This window comes from Thermoplasma volcanium GSS1 (assembly GCF_000011185.1).
Classification (GTDB): Archaea; Thermoplasmatota; Thermoplasmata; order Thermoplasmatales; family Thermoplasmataceae; genus Thermoplasma; species Thermoplasma volcanium.
In genome coordinates, this window is the sequence record NC_002689.2 from 55,640 (window position 1) to 68,916 (window position 13,277).

Consider the following 13,277-nt stretch of genomic DNA (forward strand, 5'->3'; position numbering starts at 1 on the left):
ATGGAGATACGGCCTACCAGGATAGAGCTAATACGTACGAGGCGTAGGATAAAGCTTGCCAGGAAAGGGCTCGATCTGTTGAAGATGAAAAGGTCTGCGCTGATCTATGAGTTTCTGCAAATAAGCAGGACTATTCGAGGTATGAGGGAAAACCTTAGGAGGGAGGTAGAGGATGCCCTCAATACGATAAGGACTGCTGAAATCCTTGAAGGGCAGGTGGCATTGGAGAGGATAGCAAACATGTCTAGCGATTCCACCATAAACGTAGATTCTAGGAATGTGATGGGAGTCGTAATTCCTACCCTAAATCTGACATATAATCTATCGATACTTTCAGACGTTTATCGGACTATATCTGTCCCGGTGGCAATAAACGACGCTATTGACCGTTTCCAGAGGCTTTTCCTTAACCTGATACAAATACTCGAGAAGGAGAATGCCCTTCGAAACCTTTTAATTGAAATAGACAAGACGAAGAGAAGGAGCAACGCTATTGAAAACATACTTATACCAAGGCTTGAATATCAAGCAAAGATGATAAAGATGATGCTGGATGAGAGGGAGAGAGACACCTTCACTACCCTTAAAACGATAAAGAAAAAAATAGAGGCAGGGAAAGATGAAGAGTGATTGGAACAGCATCGGATATAGAAAATACGTAAAGAATATTGATGTATCTAAGATAAAAGATATTAAAGTTCTGCGTAAATTCATTATTATAAGGAATTTAATTATGTTGGCAAACGTCACTGCAACTGCTATTGCTTTGCTTTTTGTATGGGGTGGTATATGATGGATGATATTGAAGCGATCAAGATCATAAAGGAGAAGGAGATCTCTTCAGATAAGGAGATAGAGGATCTAAAGAAAACTCAGGATGATCTGGTTAAAGAGGCTTCCCAGAAGAATGAAGAGGAGATAGCCAAATTTACTGAGGAGATGGAGGCTGAGTACAGGAAGTTCTTAGATGAGCAGCGGAAGATAGCGGAGGACAAAGCTAAATCTATCATAGAGGAGGCAAGGCAGAAGGCATCCCGAATATTGCTTAATATAAGTGAATCTGAACTTACAAAGATAGTTATTGATACTGTCAACGCATATCTGGAGGAATAAAAATGCTGAAGCCGGTAAAGATGGCAAGGATACTAATAGTTGCACCTAATTCCGAGAGGGATAAGATTGTATCTATACTGCACGACTTCGGCATGATGCAGATAGATGAGGTTAAAGGCGACATATCCCGTCTTCTAGAGCCATCTCCGGCACCTAGCAAAGCCAAAGAGGTTATGGACTACCTCCAGAAGTTTAGGGGTTATGAATCTATACTCCCAAAGAGGCCCGTAAAAAACAAGGCCAAATTTTCAGGATTAGACGAGGTACTTCAGGAGGCTTCCAAAATAAATATTGATGAGGATCTTCGGATAATAGTAAATAAGCAAGAGGATATAAAATCCAGCCTCAGGGAGATTGAAAATAGGCTATACGTTGTCCGCTTCTTCTCATCCTACGACATAGACCTTTCTATTTTCAACGGATCGAGATTTTCATCATATCTTGTTCCAGCTGAGGATGTCGATGTTGGGCAGTTCGAGGCCGTAGGTGCAAAGGTCACTAGGATGAAAGGGTTCTCAGTAATTACTGCTCCGTCTTTAATTTCTGGCGAGCTTGCAAAGGTTGCAAACAGGCTAGGGTTACAGATAATACATATTCCTGAGGTTATTGGCAAGCCTGCGGATGTAATAAGTTCTCTAGAGCAGAAGAAGAAGGATCTTGAAGATGCTGTAGCTTCCCTTAACAAGAGGCTAGAAGAGCTATCAGACAAGTATTATGAGAGGATAGCCCAGGTGAGAGAGGCCTTGGAAATAGAGGCTAAAAAAATAGATGTTGAAGAAAAAACCAAGGGTACAAAGTATACATTTGCAGTAGAGGGTTGGATACCTGATGAAGATTACGAAAAACTACACAATGCATTGAATAGAGTTATAGGTGGAAGCTTCATATTATCGAAGATAAAGACAGATGAAATGCCTCCTACTCTTCTTAGAAACCCGAAAAGAATAAGCCTTTTTGAGTTCTTTATAAGGTTTTATTCTCTCCCTGAGGGCACAGAGTATGACCCTACACTAATCTTCGCTCTAGTCTTTCCGCTATTCTTTGGGTTGATGGTTGGCGACTGGGGCTACGGCCTATTCATCCTTTTGATGTCCCTATGGATAATACGCCGTGTCGATAATCCTCCTGCTAAAAGCCATATACCTAAGGTAATAAGCCGCTTCATCCTTATGATAATGGGACCACAGTCGCTGAAGACACTGGCGCGTGCATTAATTCCGTCATCGATAGTTGCCATAGTGGCTGGGATATTATTCAATGAATTCTTCGGTTTTTCAATACTACCATTTACAGTCTTCCATGTATATACTGTTCTTCCAAAACTGATGCTGATCGCTGGATACATAGGTCTCTTCATGGTATCCTTTGGATTTATCCTCGGTTTCATAGAGGATCTTTACTCTGGTGATAGAAAGGGTGCTGTGGATAGGTTAGGCTGGCTCTTCTTTGCCATAGGCATAGCCACCATAGGCCTTAACCTTATACACCATGCTTTGTCCTTTTCAGTCAGCACTGGCGTATCGAATTTTATAGCCGTAGGCCTGATAATAGCTGGAATACCAATGATAGCCATAAAGGAAAAATCACAGGGTTTCATAGAGATGCCTTCTATAATAAGCCACATACTCTCTTATTTAAGGCTTGTTGGCATATTAATTGCATCAGTAGTCATTGCAGAAATAATAGATCTTGTTTTCTTGAGAAGTGTAGTTTCCCATTCAATAGGACTCGCTATTCTTGGAATAATAATACTCGTAATAGGACAGTTGTTCAACATCATACTTGCAGTTTTTGAGCCTGGAATACAGGGGGCTAGGTTAATCTACGTTGAGTTCTTCTCAAAATTTTACCATGGAAACGGGAAGCCGTTTAGGCCTTTCAGATCTGAGAGGAGATACACTGAAAACGGAATTAACCTAGGAGAGGAGAGATAAACGTTTATCCACATTAGCGATACTACTCAAGAAAATATCCCCCTACCTGTAGTATGGTGAGATCTTGAATGTAGGCATCATAGGTTTTCAAGGAGACGTGGAAGAACATATTGCAATAGTAAAGAAGATTTCCCGCAGAAGAAAAGGAATAAACGTTTTACGCATTAGAAGAAAGGAAGATCTCGATAGGTCAGATTCGCTAATAATTCCTGGCGGCGAAAGCACAACTATATACAAACTAATCTCAGAATACGGAATATACGATGAAATAATTAGACGTGCAAAGGAAGGTATGCCTGTCATGGCAACTTGCGCCGGCCTAATACTTATTTCCAAAGACACCAATGACGATAGGGTTCCAGGAATGAACCTTCTCGACGTAACAATAATGAGGAACGCTTACGGGAGGCAAGTCAACTCATTCGAAACAGATATAGATATAAAGGGCATAGGTACTTTTCATGCAGTATTCATTAGAGCTCCTAGGATAAAAGAATATGGTAACGTAGATGTTATGGCTAGCCTTGATGGATATCCTGTCATGGTAAGATCAGGAAATATATTAGGTATGACATTTCATCCAGAACTCACAGGAGATGTAAGTATACATGAATATTTTCTTAGCATGGGGGGAGGGGGGTACATTTCCACTGCAACAGGTTAGGTGATAGGGATGAAGACTGTCCTTTATGATGAACATGTAAAATTAAACGCACACTTTACCGATTTCAATGGTTGGGATATGCCTCTTTACTACAAGAGCATAATCGAAGAACACATGTCTGTACGTAAGCACGCAGGAATATTCGATGTATCTCACATGGGAGATATAACAGTCAGAGGTAGAGAAGCTGGAAAGTTCCTCGACCATATGTTTCCCACAAAAGTATCGAGTCTCAATGATGGTGAATGTATATATACTGCCTTCTTAAATGAAAAAGGTCAGATGATAGATGATACAATCGTATACAGAATGAGCAGCGATTCATACTTTTTTGTGCCGAACGCTGGTACCACAGATAAAATATATGAATGGGTTACAAAAAATTCTAAAGGTTTTGATGTAAAAATAGAAAACGTTTCGAGCAAAATATCGAGCATTGCATTGCAGGGCCCAGAATCTGAATCTGTAATATCCGAACTTGGATTTTCATATCCAGGTTACTTTAAATTCACATACGTAAACGGGAAGTATAAGAACGCAATAACTGGAAAAAACGATATAATAATATCCGGTACTGGATATACAGGAGAGAAAGGAGTTGAGTTTATAATTCCGAACGAGTATGCCGTTGAACTTTGGAGAAAACTCCTCTCATTAGTAGAGAAGAGATCTGGGTTGCCATGTGGACTTGGCTCAAGGGATACTCTTCGAATGGAGAAGGGAATGCTTCTGTCTGGACACGATTTCAACGAAAACAGAGATCCATATGAAGCTTCTATATCTTTTATAGTTAACAACGATGGTGATTTTATTGGCAAGAAAAGCTTAGAAGATAGAAGAAAGGAAGATAAACAGATATTCAGAGGTTTTATATTATCGGATGGAATACCAAGATCAGGAAATTCAGTAAAGGTAAATGGCAAAGTTGTAGGAACACTGACGAGCGGTTCTATTTCACCGGTATTAAATAAAGGTATAGCTTTAGGTTATATAGATAAAGAATATTCTAAAGAAGGGACAAAGGTTTTCGTTGAGATAAGGGGAAAGGATCACGAGGCTACGGTTTCAAGGCCAAAGATAGTAAAGTAGTACATCGAAATAACACGCCGCAGTGGAAATAGACCTCTCCCTCTCCCGACTATTTTTATGGATTGTGATGAAGAAAAATTCCTACTTACATGAAATACGAATACGAGAAAAGTGCCGAGATGAGAAATCATCTCTAAAAGAATACTTTAGTTAAGCTAAATTTTTGAAAGAACGTTGGTTTTAATGACATGATCTCTGCGAAGGCTTATTTCATATGCCTTCTTCCAAAATAATTCTTTATGCATGTTTAATGGAAGTATAAAGAATAGTATCATTAGACTTGCAAGTAAGAAACAGTTGCTGCGTTTCAACGAATATCCGCACATTGGCGTTACGGAGATCAGTGACCATTACGATGATTTGATTGGTTATCGCTAGCTTGTCATTGCATTTCCATAGCTGCAGTGGAAATGTACCCCTCCCCCTCTACAGTATCTGATTCATTACTTCATTTATAGATTTCTTCACAGCTTCATCGCTGCTATACTTATTTTTCCAACCTGTTTTTTTAAGCTTAGCTATATCCATCATGGCATATTTTACGTCTCCAGGCCACCCTCTTCCATTGTATCCACCGCGGTGTACAATTGCCGTATCTTTAAGTCCCATAGCCTCCAGCACAAATTTTGCAATCTTATCGACACTAGTAACATCGTCATTGCCTAGGTTGAATGGTTCAACGCCTTTTACGTGTTCATAAACGTATATCATTGATCCGATGAGATCTTCAACGTGTATGTATGACTTCGCTTGAGTTCCGTCTCCTAGAACTTCTAGTTCTTTCTTGTTGTTCTTAAGTTTATTTATAAAATCAAATATTACGCCATGCGTTGAGTTTTTTCCAACAACATTTGCAAACCTGAAAAGAAGCGCGTTAAAACCGTAGTAGCTAGCGTATGCTGATATAAAAGCCTCTGCTGCAAGTTTAGAGGCTCCGTAAGAAGATATGGGCAAAAGTGGTCCATAGTTCTCAGGTGTAGGTATAACCTTTGCTTCTCCATACACCGTTGAGCTGGAAGCAAATAATATGTCTTTTATGTCAGACTTCCTCATCATTTCTAGCACACTGATTGTGCCTTCAACGTTGACCTTCATATCAAGCGCAGGATTTGAAGATCCATTCCTCACATCAGAATCAGCTGCCAGGTGCACAACAATGTCATAGTGATATCCATCTATTCCATTCAGTATGTCCTTCTTTATGAATTTAAAATTAGGATTATCATAGAATTTTTTTATGTACCTATCATCAGTTATGCTCAGGTTATCAATGACAGTCACTTCATTTTTAGGCAGCAAATGCTCCACCATATTCGAACCTATGAAGCCGGCGCCCCCTGTTATGAGTATCCTTTTGTTTTCCATGCGAACGGATTATCAGCAATCTGAATATAATTATTTACATTGTATTTTTAAATGCATGCCCATGACAATAAAATAGCCACTATGACGAATATACATTACAGTATGTAATAATCATCTACATAATTTTGGGTTAAGTCACAAATAATTTTAGAATGGAATCATTCATCCATGCCATGCAGCAAAAACTTCATTGCCTCATCTGTGGAACACCAATATACTCTGGTTTATATTGTTCTGATTGCGAATCAGAGATGGAGAGGTCTAGGACAAGCGACGAGGAGAGCTTTGACGAATGGATTTCAAAAACAAGGGAAAAAAACAGAATTTCATCGCCTCCAGAGGATACGATCCCGCTAGATCAATTTAACGAGTATTAATTAATATTAATTCTTACTTAAATTTTAAAAAAATTTTTAAAGAAAGAAGGCATTGTCTAAGTAGGTGAAAAAATGGCAGAAACCTGGGAGATAAAGGAAAAATTAAAACCGAGAGGACTAGAAGGAATATCAGATGTACAGATAGACAACCACTTCGATGTGCATTATAAGGGATATGTAAACAAGCTAAACGAGATATGGTCAAGGCTCCCTGACGTTGACAGGAGCAAGGCTAACCAGAATTATAGTGAGTTCAGGGCTCTTAAGCTAGAGGAGACTTTTAACTACGGAGGCTCTTTCCTGCACGAACTCTACTTTGAGGGCCTTACCCCGAGTCACAGCGAAGTCCCTGACGAGTTCAAAGATGCAGTAGCTAAGGACTTCGGATCATACGAAAAGTGGCTGGAAGATTTCAAAGCTACTGGTACAGCCTTTAGAGGATGGGCCATACTTGTATTCGATCTCAACTATGGAAAGCTTAGGAACATAGGCTCAGATGCGCATAACGTAGGCTTGATATGGAACTCAATCGCAATACTAACCATGGATGTTTACGAACATGCTTACTACGTTGATTACGGCGCTAAGAGAGCACCGTACCTTGACGCCTTCATGAAGAACGTCAACTGGCCTGTTGTGCTTAAGAGGCTAGAGAAGGCTAAGAAGGCTTACGAAGCTTTCAAATCCTGAATTTTTTATGGATTTTAACCAGTATTTTTTACCACTTTTTCAAGGAGAAGCCTCATTAATTATAAACAAAAAAGTTGAAGAATTCAAATTATTTGATAGGAAAAACAAGGACGCGCTCTTCGAAGAACTATGTTTTTGCATTCTGGCCGCAAATACATCTGCCAGAATGGCGCTAGATATGCAGAATCGTATAGGAAAAGGCTTTTTATATCTATCAGAGAACGAATTAAGAGAGAAGCTGAAGGCATTTAAATACAGATTCTACAATGTCAGGCCTAGGTATATAGTGGAGTCGAGGGATATCGTTGATGAACTACCTTACATAGTGTCAATGGACAACAAGGAAGAAGCAAGGGATCTACTTGTGGAGAACGTATACGGTTTTGGATATAAGGAAGCTTCGCATTTCCTCAGAAACGTAGGCGTATTTGATTTTGCTATACTTGATAAACACATACTTGAATGGCTCTCACGTTACTTTCAAGTAAAGAAAAATACAAGTAGGAAAAACTACCTATACAATGAATCTATATTTAGGGAAATAGCAAAATCCGTTGGCATGGAACCTGGCGTTCTGGATCTCTATATATGGTATATGGAGACAGGGACAGTTATAAAGTAAATAAATTTTTTTTGTAAGAGTGCGGAGGGAGGGATTTGAACCCTCGCATCCCTACGGAACCAGACCCTCAATCTGGCGCCTTTGACCAGTCTCGACAACCTCCGCAGTATAAGGCTTTTAGGACGATATCTAATAGAGGATACGTCAATTGCAACTCAATTAATAAACTCTTTGCGCTTATAGGACGTAGGTTAAAACCAATCCAAGTATCGGTGATATAATCCACATTACAACTATGTAGAGAAATGGTCTTAGATATATCGCTTTCGCTTTGTACGATAGGCCTGCCCCTAATACGCTGGACGTGAGCGTCTGAGTGTTCGACATTGGTATGGAAAATAAGGTTGAAACCTCAACAGCGAGTGCAGACACGATCTGAGACGTGAAGGCATTGGTGTATTTCAACATGTACATATTCTGGGAAACGCTTTTCATAACGCCGCTGCTGAACATGAAAGTTCCCAAAAATACTGCAGCAACAATCACTATGTTGTTCTCCGTATTGAAGCCAATTACGTTGCCTATAAAGCCTATTGTGTTGGCCCCGAGCGTAAATGCGGTGAAAAGCGCAGTGAAGATAAGTAGCAATTTAACAGCAGAAGCGTACTTCCATATATTTCCGTAGTTCTTTCCAGACATTACCACGTTAAGGTAGTAAGACAGCACTACGGAAATTATTGGTGCAAGTATCCATGCGACAAATATGCTAAGCAGAAAGCTCTTAGGTAAATTGACCCCATACTTCAATGATAACCCTATTGACGAACCTACTAGGGCCATGGTGAGAGAGAGCGGAACCTTTACAAAGAATGCCACTACAAATATTATAAATGACGCAAGAATAGCATAAATTACGACTTCGGGAGGAAATGGGAGGAGCACTGATACAGCTTTCTTAAGAAACTGCCCTTCGATCAGGTAGCCAGCAACGTATCCTACAGCTGTCATTAAAAGGCCGTAGTACCTTCCGACCATCCTAGAACCTATAAGCGTACCAGAAACAGCAGATGTATTGTTTCCTGCAACCAAGATGACTAACAGGAAAGATAGAAGCAATAGGTACTGCATCAACTCGTGATCGATCTCGTTATTGTTATTATGAGATCAGCTGCGTCTTCACAGTCGTCAAGCATATCGTCTACCTTGTGGGTCAGGTCTACAAGGTGTGAAAATACAAGGTACGGTATATCATCAGCGTTCCTGTATATATAGTCGAAAGTATCATCCTTAAGTTCATCGACCTTTTCCTCAAGCTTCTCTATAGCTATACGTTCTTCCCTTATCTTGTCATCATTTTCTGCGGTGAGCATGGCATTAAGGTGCTTCAGTGCCCCTTTATTGTATTCAAGCATGGAAATGAACGTACTGTAACACTTTTGTATTATGGAGGAGCACCGATCCATGCCGCGCCCATAGTCTAGAAACATTCGCTTTATCTCTCTGCTTATGAAGTAGGATGTGTCAAGAATGTCATCGCTCTTCTCAACCAATTGTATCAAGTTGTCCATAAGGTTTGGGCTTATTCCCCTTTGTTATGTCCTGCTTAATAGAGATGTTAAGCTCATCGCCAACTTTCTCTATTTCCTTCACTTCCTCGTTTCTCTCGACAAGACTGCTGCAATCCTTCATCATGAATATGAGTATATCCGTTGCCTTATAAGAAAGATCGGCGTAATCAGTCAGCCTGGCAAGTATCTCCTTTTCACCTACTGATATAATCCTTTTAAGGAAGTGAGAATTTACCATTCATCTGATATTTTTTACTTATATATAATGCTAAGTATCATGATTTCGAGAATTTGCTGAATAAAGGCTTTAAATGACCTGTCGATCAGGATTGGATGGAGACGCTCCTATTCCTCGTCACAGTTTTCATAGCATTATTCGCGCTAGTGAATCCAATAGGAGCTCTGCCTGTTTTGATAGCTGTAACCGAAGGCTACTCATCTGAAGACTTTGACAGGGTTGTAAAGAACGCTACAGTTACTGAGGCGTTGATGCTTTTTGGTTTCATGTTTATAGGTATCTACATCTTCCAGGTACTCGGTATAAACATAGACGATTTTAAAGTTGCAGGTGGCGTCCTGCTGTTCAAAGTAGCTTTTGATATGCTACAGGGTAGGACCTCTACGACAAAGCTAACTCCCGTGGAGAAAGAGGAGACAGCTGAAAGAAGCTCTATAGGGATAGCGCCGATAGGAACTCCTCTCCTTGCGGGTCCGGGTTCTATAACTACTGCGATTATATACTTTAACTCTTACAGTACCAATCTCACCGACAAAGTGTTAGTTATTGTTGCTGTTTTCCTTGTAATTGTTGTATCGTATCTTATGCTCCACTACTCATCCATACTCTTTAAGTTTTTGGGAAACACAGGTTCCCTCTTGATATCCAGGATAATGGGGCTGCTCCTCGCGGCCATAGCTGTGGACTTTATGGTTACTGGTCTCGCTTACGTTGTTGCGAGAATATTAGGGTGATCAATTATGAGGGCTTTCATAGCAATTCCAATAGACCCTTCGTCTTATATGAAAAATATCCTTTCCACATTTAGGCAATCTCGCAACATAAAAGTTGTTGAGGACACAAATGTACACATAACCCTAAAGTTCCTTGGAGATATAGATGATGATTTTGCAAAGAAAATATGCTCGGGCCTATCTGGCCTTAAGGTACATAAGTTCACTATAAAGACCTTAGGTATAGGAGCATTCCCAAACATGCGAAGCCCTAGGGTAATATTTTTAGATCTACAGTCGAATGATATAGAAAAATTATATATAGAAATAGGACGGATAGTAGGCATTGATAAGGACTTTGTGCCCCACATAACAATTGGTAGAATCAAGGCTAAGGTTAGGATCCCGCCATTAGAATTTACGCAGGAAGAGTATGAGGCCAAAGAAGTATGCCTATTCAGCAGCAGGCTTACACCATCCGGGCCAATTTATAGCAGGGTCTGCTGCAAAGCATTAGAGTAACGATCACTTTTTAAACCTGAACGCATGTATTTCTCGGTGCATATTAAATGGATATTAAGACCGTGGGCAGGATCGGGGTTGTAATAGTCCTAGTCTCCCTCATTCTATTTGGATCCTCCATATTCTACATATCTCGAGACACAAGCAGCTACAGCCACACAATAACGCCAGGATCCTCAATAGAGATCACAAAAGAAGCTGCTGTAAGCGAATACCTCTCATATAAGATCCTTTTTGTTAGCTCATCATCAAGCATATCCTCTTATCTATCCTCTCCTGACGGTACACATTATACATTTTCGCATACTATGAATACTTCCGGTAGCATGATGGCTGTGCAGAGTGGCCCATGGTCTTTAATCGTAACAAATACAGGAAATACCACTGAGAACGTAGAAGTAGTATTTAGCATAGTGCCTCAGCCAGTTTTTTTCATGCTTTACATATCGCTGGCCCTTCTTGCATTTGGCATAGCTGCAATAGTGTTAAAGCCAGTTAGGAACGCTGCCATACGGTGGAATAAAAAGAGAGAGGAGAAGAAGGCCCTAAGGCCTTAATCTCTGTTCGATATCTCATATATCAGGGCATTGTCTATTGCCCTCTTCACCACTCTTAACTTAACTGGCATTCCTACTTTTGGGTTCTCTATTTTATCAGATAACCAGGCGAGCACGTTGAATCCTTCTTTATCGATCCTGGCTATACCTACAGTATAGTCTGGGAAAGAAGAAAATGAACCTGGTTTTGCGAATATCTTTGTGAAAGTTAAGAGCGTACCATCAGTTTCTATGGGATAGAACTCCATTTCACCGCTATATCCGCAGGCTGAACACCAAGCTTCCGGAGGGAAATACTTGGCCCCGCACACAGGGCAGCGTGTTGCCATTATAATGCCCTTATCCAAAGCATCAAAGAACTTTTTAATCTTAAGTACTGGTATCCTGTACTTTATTGATAGGCTTCTCATGTCCACCAATATGGGATAGCCGCTCTTTTCATCCTTTGATATGTATTCTGGCAATTTTATCACCTCATATAGAATAAACCGTAACGAAAGCATAGTGGCCGGTACCGCCAACATTGTGTGTAAGGAATCTTCCTTTATTCACATCTATCTGCCTGCCATTCTCTGCCTTTCTGAGTAACTGTTTTGTTGCTTCGACTGCCATGGCAACGCCAGTGGCCCCAATAGGGTGTCCTTTGGATATCAAGCCACCGTCTACATTCACAGGTATCCTACCGCCTATGTATGTCTGCCCTTCTCTTATCAGTTCAAGCGCCTCGCCTTTGCCAGCAAAGCCAAGGTCTTCATAGGCCATTAGCTCTGCTATAGAAAAGCAGTCGTGCACATCAGCACCGTCTATGAAATTATATGGTTTCTCGCTGTCAATACCAGCCACTTTATAGGCTTTCCTTGCAGCCTCTCTTGCGGCTTCTATGCCCGTGAAGTCGGGCCGCTTGCTTAAGTTTGAAGTTCCGAGGTTAGATCCTATAGCATCTATCCAGACCGGAGTATCGGTATACTGCTTTGCAACGTCTTCAGAAGCAAGGACAACGGCTGCTGCACCATCAGTTATAGGTGAAGAATCGTACAGCTTGAGCGGGGAAGCTATGTACCTGCTCGACATTACGTCCTCGACACTTATATCATTTGTAAACTGGGCTTTTGGGTTAAAATGTGCGTAGTGATGATTCTTGACGGAAACCAGCGCAAGATCCTCTTCTTTGCCACCGTACTTATCTAAGTATGCGGTAGCGTGCAGAGCATAGTACCCAGGAAAAGTCAGACCGAAGAACTCATACTCCCAGAGGAAGTTTCCTGCCCGACCTATGAGCTCTATGGCAGTACCTGTATCAACCTCGCTCATCTTCTCAACTCCCAGGGCCATAGCCATCCTTACATGCCCTGAGGCGATAGCGTCGTAGGCGGATGATATGGCTGAACTGCCGCTCGCACAGGCAGCTTCTACCCTGTTAGTACCCGCCCTTTCAGTGCCCAGTACTTCACCTGCAACCACAGCAGGAAGTTCTTCTGAGCTCCACATGCCCATATTTGAAACCACTAAATATTCAACATCCTTTTTGTCTACTCCGCTTGTTTTCAGGGCTTCAGAACCAGCTTCCCATATGAGGTCATACATTGACGCGTCGTTCCTCTTGCCAAACTTTGAAATGCCATAGCCTATTATCCCTACTCTTACCATTGCAAAAGTATCGGCTCTTCATAGATAGATTTTTTTAATAATAGTGCTATATGATAATGCAATAAGGAATTAAAATCTGAATAAATTTGGATTTTGTGATACAAAGCATTATAGAGAGGTCATAATGATATTTTGTAAATCACAGATTTAACTATTAATCTATCATTTTTTATTAATTTATTCGAATAATATTAATGTTTCCGAGTTAAAAACTAGATTGGAGGAAGTATAAAGGCAA

The 13,277-nt window shown here is 40.6% G+C and carries 18 protein-coding genes and 1 tRNA gene; 12 read left to right on the forward strand and 7 right to left on the reverse strand.

The window, feature by feature from the left end; genetic code table 11:
- The 6 genes from TVG_RS00275 (at position 1) to gcvT (ending at position 4,800) form a co-directional block, all read left to right on the forward strand.
- Positions 1-630 (forward strand): V-type ATP synthase subunit D, encoded by a 630-nt coding sequence (locus tag TVG_RS00275; protein ID WP_241760290.1) that lies wholly within the window; start codon positions 1-3, stop codon positions 628-630.
- Positions 620-793 (forward strand): hypothetical protein, encoded by a 174-nt coding sequence (locus tag TVG_RS08405; RefSeq protein WP_156769031.1) that lies wholly within the window; start codon positions 620-622, stop codon positions 791-793. Before TVG_RS00275 ends, TVG_RS08405 begins: the two co-directional genes overlap by 11 nt.
- Positions 790-1,113 carry a hypothetical protein gene (locus TVG_RS00280; protein WP_048053901.1) on the forward strand — a complete coding sequence of 108 codons (324 nt, stop codon included), beginning with the start codon at positions 790-792 and terminating at the stop codon, positions 1,111-1,113. Before TVG_RS08405 ends, TVG_RS00280 begins: the two co-directional genes overlap by 4 nt.
- 2 nt (positions 1,114-1,115) lie before the next feature.
- Positions 1,116-3,047, forward strand: coding sequence for a V-type ATP synthase subunit I (locus TVG_RS00285; RefSeq protein ID WP_010916312.1), 1,932 nt, complete (start codon positions 1,116-1,118; stop codon positions 3,045-3,047).
- A gap of 64 nt (positions 3,048-3,111) precedes the next feature.
- Positions 3,112-3,711 carry a pyridoxal 5'-phosphate synthase glutaminase subunit PdxT gene (gene pdxT, locus TVG_RS00290; protein WP_010916313.1) on the forward strand — a complete coding sequence of 200 codons (600 nt, stop codon included), beginning with the start codon at positions 3,112-3,114 and terminating at the stop codon, positions 3,709-3,711.
- A gap of 9 nt (positions 3,712-3,720) precedes the next feature.
- Positions 3,721-4,800, forward strand: a complete 1,080-nt coding sequence (gene gcvT / locus TVG_RS00295; protein WP_048054057.1) for a glycine cleavage system aminomethyltransferase GcvT — start codon at positions 3,721-3,723, stop codon at positions 4,798-4,800.
- Positions 4,801-5,226: 426 nt separating this feature from the next.
- Here gcvT and TVG_RS00300 read toward each other — a convergent pair whose 3' ends face one another.
- Positions 5,227-6,165, reverse strand: a complete 939-nt coding sequence (locus TVG_RS00300; RefSeq protein ID WP_010916315.1) for an NAD-dependent epimerase/dehydratase family protein — start codon at positions 6,163-6,165, stop codon at positions 5,227-5,229.
- Positions 6,166-6,338: 173 nt separating this feature from the next.
- Between TVG_RS00300 and TVG_RS00305 the strand changes: the two genes are divergently transcribed.
- The 3 genes from TVG_RS00305 to TVG_RS00315 all read left to right on the forward strand — a co-directional run bounded on the left by TVG_RS00305 (position 6,339) and on the right by TVG_RS00315 (position 7,854).
- Complete coding sequence (locus tag TVG_RS00305; protein WP_010916316.1) at positions 6,339-6,542, forward strand: nucleotide-binding protein; 204 nt, start codon at positions 6,339-6,341, stop codon at positions 6,540-6,542.
- A gap of 72 nt (positions 6,543-6,614) precedes the next feature.
- Positions 6,615-7,232: a superoxide dismutase gene (locus TVG_RS00310; RefSeq protein WP_010916317.1), complete on the forward strand. Its 618-nt coding sequence runs from the start codon at positions 6,615-6,617 to the stop codon at positions 7,230-7,232.
- Positions 7,233-7,239: 7 nt separating this feature from the next.
- Positions 7,240-7,854, forward strand: a complete 615-nt coding sequence (locus tag TVG_RS00315) for an N-glycosylase/DNA lyase (RefSeq protein WP_010916318.1) — start codon at positions 7,240-7,242, stop codon at positions 7,852-7,854.
- 20 nt (positions 7,855-7,874) lie between these two features.
- Here the strand turns inward: TVG_RS00315 and TVG_RS00320 are convergent.
- The 4 genes from TVG_RS00320 to TVG_RS08730 form a co-directional block, all read right to left on the reverse strand.
- A tRNA-Leu gene (locus TVG_RS00320) sits at positions 7,875-7,959 on the reverse strand.
- 72 nt (positions 7,960-8,031) lie between these two features.
- Positions 8,032-8,922, reverse strand: coding sequence for an inorganic phosphate transporter (locus tag TVG_RS00325; RefSeq protein ID WP_010916319.1), 891 nt, complete (start codon positions 8,920-8,922; stop codon positions 8,032-8,034).
- A complete protein-coding gene (locus tag TVG_RS00330; protein WP_241760291.1) occupies positions 8,922-9,362 on the reverse strand; it encodes a DUF47 domain-containing protein in 441 nt (146 codons plus the stop codon). The genes TVG_RS00325 and TVG_RS00330 overlap by 1 nt, the downstream gene beginning before the upstream one ends.
- On the reverse strand, positions 9,337-9,600 hold the full coding sequence (locus tag TVG_RS08730; protein WP_052268453.1) for a hypothetical protein: 264 nt from the start codon (positions 9,598-9,600) through the stop codon (positions 9,337-9,339). The genes TVG_RS00330 and TVG_RS08730 overlap by 26 nt, the downstream gene beginning before the upstream one ends.
- Before the next feature lie 95 nt (positions 9,601-9,695).
- Here TVG_RS08730 and TVG_RS00335 point away from each other — a divergent pair, with 95 nt between their 5' ends.
- Genes TVG_RS00335 through TVG_RS00345 form a run of 3 tightly spaced genes read left to right on the forward strand, consistent with a single transcriptional unit; the run spans position 9,696 to position 11,392 of the window.
- Entirely contained in the window at positions 9,696-10,334 is a 639-nt protein-coding gene (locus tag TVG_RS00335) for a MarC family protein (protein ID WP_010916321.1), read from the forward strand.
- Between the two features lie 6 nt (positions 10,335-10,340).
- Positions 10,341-10,835, forward strand: a complete 495-nt coding sequence (thpR, locus tag TVG_RS00340; RefSeq protein WP_010916322.1) for an RNA 2',3'-cyclic phosphodiesterase — start codon at positions 10,341-10,343, stop codon at positions 10,833-10,835.
- Positions 10,836-10,882: 47 nt separating this feature from the next.
- Complete coding sequence (locus tag TVG_RS00345; protein ID WP_010916323.1) at positions 10,883-11,392, forward strand: hypothetical protein; 510 nt, start codon at positions 10,883-10,885, stop codon at positions 11,390-11,392.
- Here TVG_RS00345 and TVG_RS00350 read toward each other — a convergent pair.
- Together TVG_RS00350 and TVG_RS00355 are read right to left on the reverse strand one after the other, a co-directional pair.
- The gene (locus tag TVG_RS00350; RefSeq protein ID WP_010916324.1) at positions 11,389-11,865 is read right to left on the reverse strand and encodes a Zn-ribbon domain-containing OB-fold protein; all 477 of its coding nucleotides are present in this window, start codon (positions 11,863-11,865) and stop codon (positions 11,389-11,391) included. The two genes, TVG_RS00345 and TVG_RS00350, sit on opposite strands and share 4 nt — an antisense overlap.
- A gap of 1 nt (position 11,866) precedes the next feature.
- The gene (locus TVG_RS00355; RefSeq protein WP_010916325.1) at positions 11,867-13,039 is read right to left on the reverse strand and encodes a thiolase domain-containing protein; all 1,173 of its coding nucleotides are present in this window, start codon (positions 13,037-13,039) and stop codon (positions 11,867-11,869) included.
- Positions 13,040-13,277: the final 238 nt, after the last annotated feature.

Bases quoted from the DNA above. Each gene is read 5' to 3' on its own strand.
- TVG_RS00275 (WP_241760290.1), top strand. From the start codon at position 1: ATGGAGATACGGCCTACCAGGATAGAGCTAATACGTACGAGGCGTAGG.
- TVG_RS08405 (WP_156769031.1), top strand. From the start codon at position 620: ATGAAGAGTGATTGGAACAGCATCGGATATAGAAAATACGTAAAGAAT.
- TVG_RS00280 (WP_048053901.1), top strand. From the start codon at position 790: ATGATGGATGATATTGAAGCGATCAAGATCATAAAGGAGAAGGAGATC.
- TVG_RS00285 (WP_010916312.1), top strand. From the start codon at position 1,116: ATGCTGAAGCCGGTAAAGATGGCAAGGATACTAATAGTTGCACCTAAT.
- gcvT (WP_048054057.1), top strand. From the start codon at position 3,721: ATGAAGACTGTCCTTTATGATGAACATGTAAAATTAAACGCACACTTT.
- TVG_RS00300 (WP_010916315.1), bottom strand. From the start codon at position 6,165: ATGGAAAACAAAAGGATACTCATAACAGGGGGCGCCGGCTTCATAGGT.
- TVG_RS00305 (WP_010916316.1), top strand. From the start codon at position 6,339: ATGCAGCAAAAACTTCATTGCCTCATCTGTGGAACACCAATATACTCT.
- TVG_RS00310 (WP_010916317.1), top strand. From the start codon at position 6,615: ATGGCAGAAACCTGGGAGATAAAGGAAAAATTAAAACCGAGAGGACTA.
- TVG_RS00315 (WP_010916318.1), top strand. From the start codon at position 7,240: ATGGATTTTAACCAGTATTTTTTACCACTTTTTCAAGGAGAAGCCTCA.
- TVG_RS00325 (WP_010916319.1), bottom strand. From the start codon at position 8,922: ATGCAGTACCTATTGCTTCTATCTTTCCTGTTAGTCATCTTGGTTGCA.
- TVG_RS00330 (WP_241760291.1), bottom strand. From the start codon at position 9,362: ATGGACAACTTGATACAATTGGTTGAGAAGAGCGATGACATTCTTGAC.
- TVG_RS08730 (WP_052268453.1), bottom strand. From the start codon at position 9,600: ATGGTAAATTCTCACTTCCTTAAAAGGATTATATCAGTAGGTGAAAAG.
- TVG_RS00335 (WP_010916321.1), top strand. From the start codon at position 9,696: ATGGAGACGCTCCTATTCCTCGTCACAGTTTTCATAGCATTATTCGCG.
- thpR (WP_010916322.1), top strand. From the start codon at position 10,341: ATGAGGGCTTTCATAGCAATTCCAATAGACCCTTCGTCTTATATGAAA.
- TVG_RS00345 (WP_010916323.1), top strand. From the start codon at position 10,883: ATGGATATTAAGACCGTGGGCAGGATCGGGGTTGTAATAGTCCTAGTC.
- TVG_RS00355 (WP_010916325.1), bottom strand. From the start codon at position 13,039: ATGGTAAGAGTAGGGATAATAGGCTATGGCATTTCAAAGTTTGGCAAG.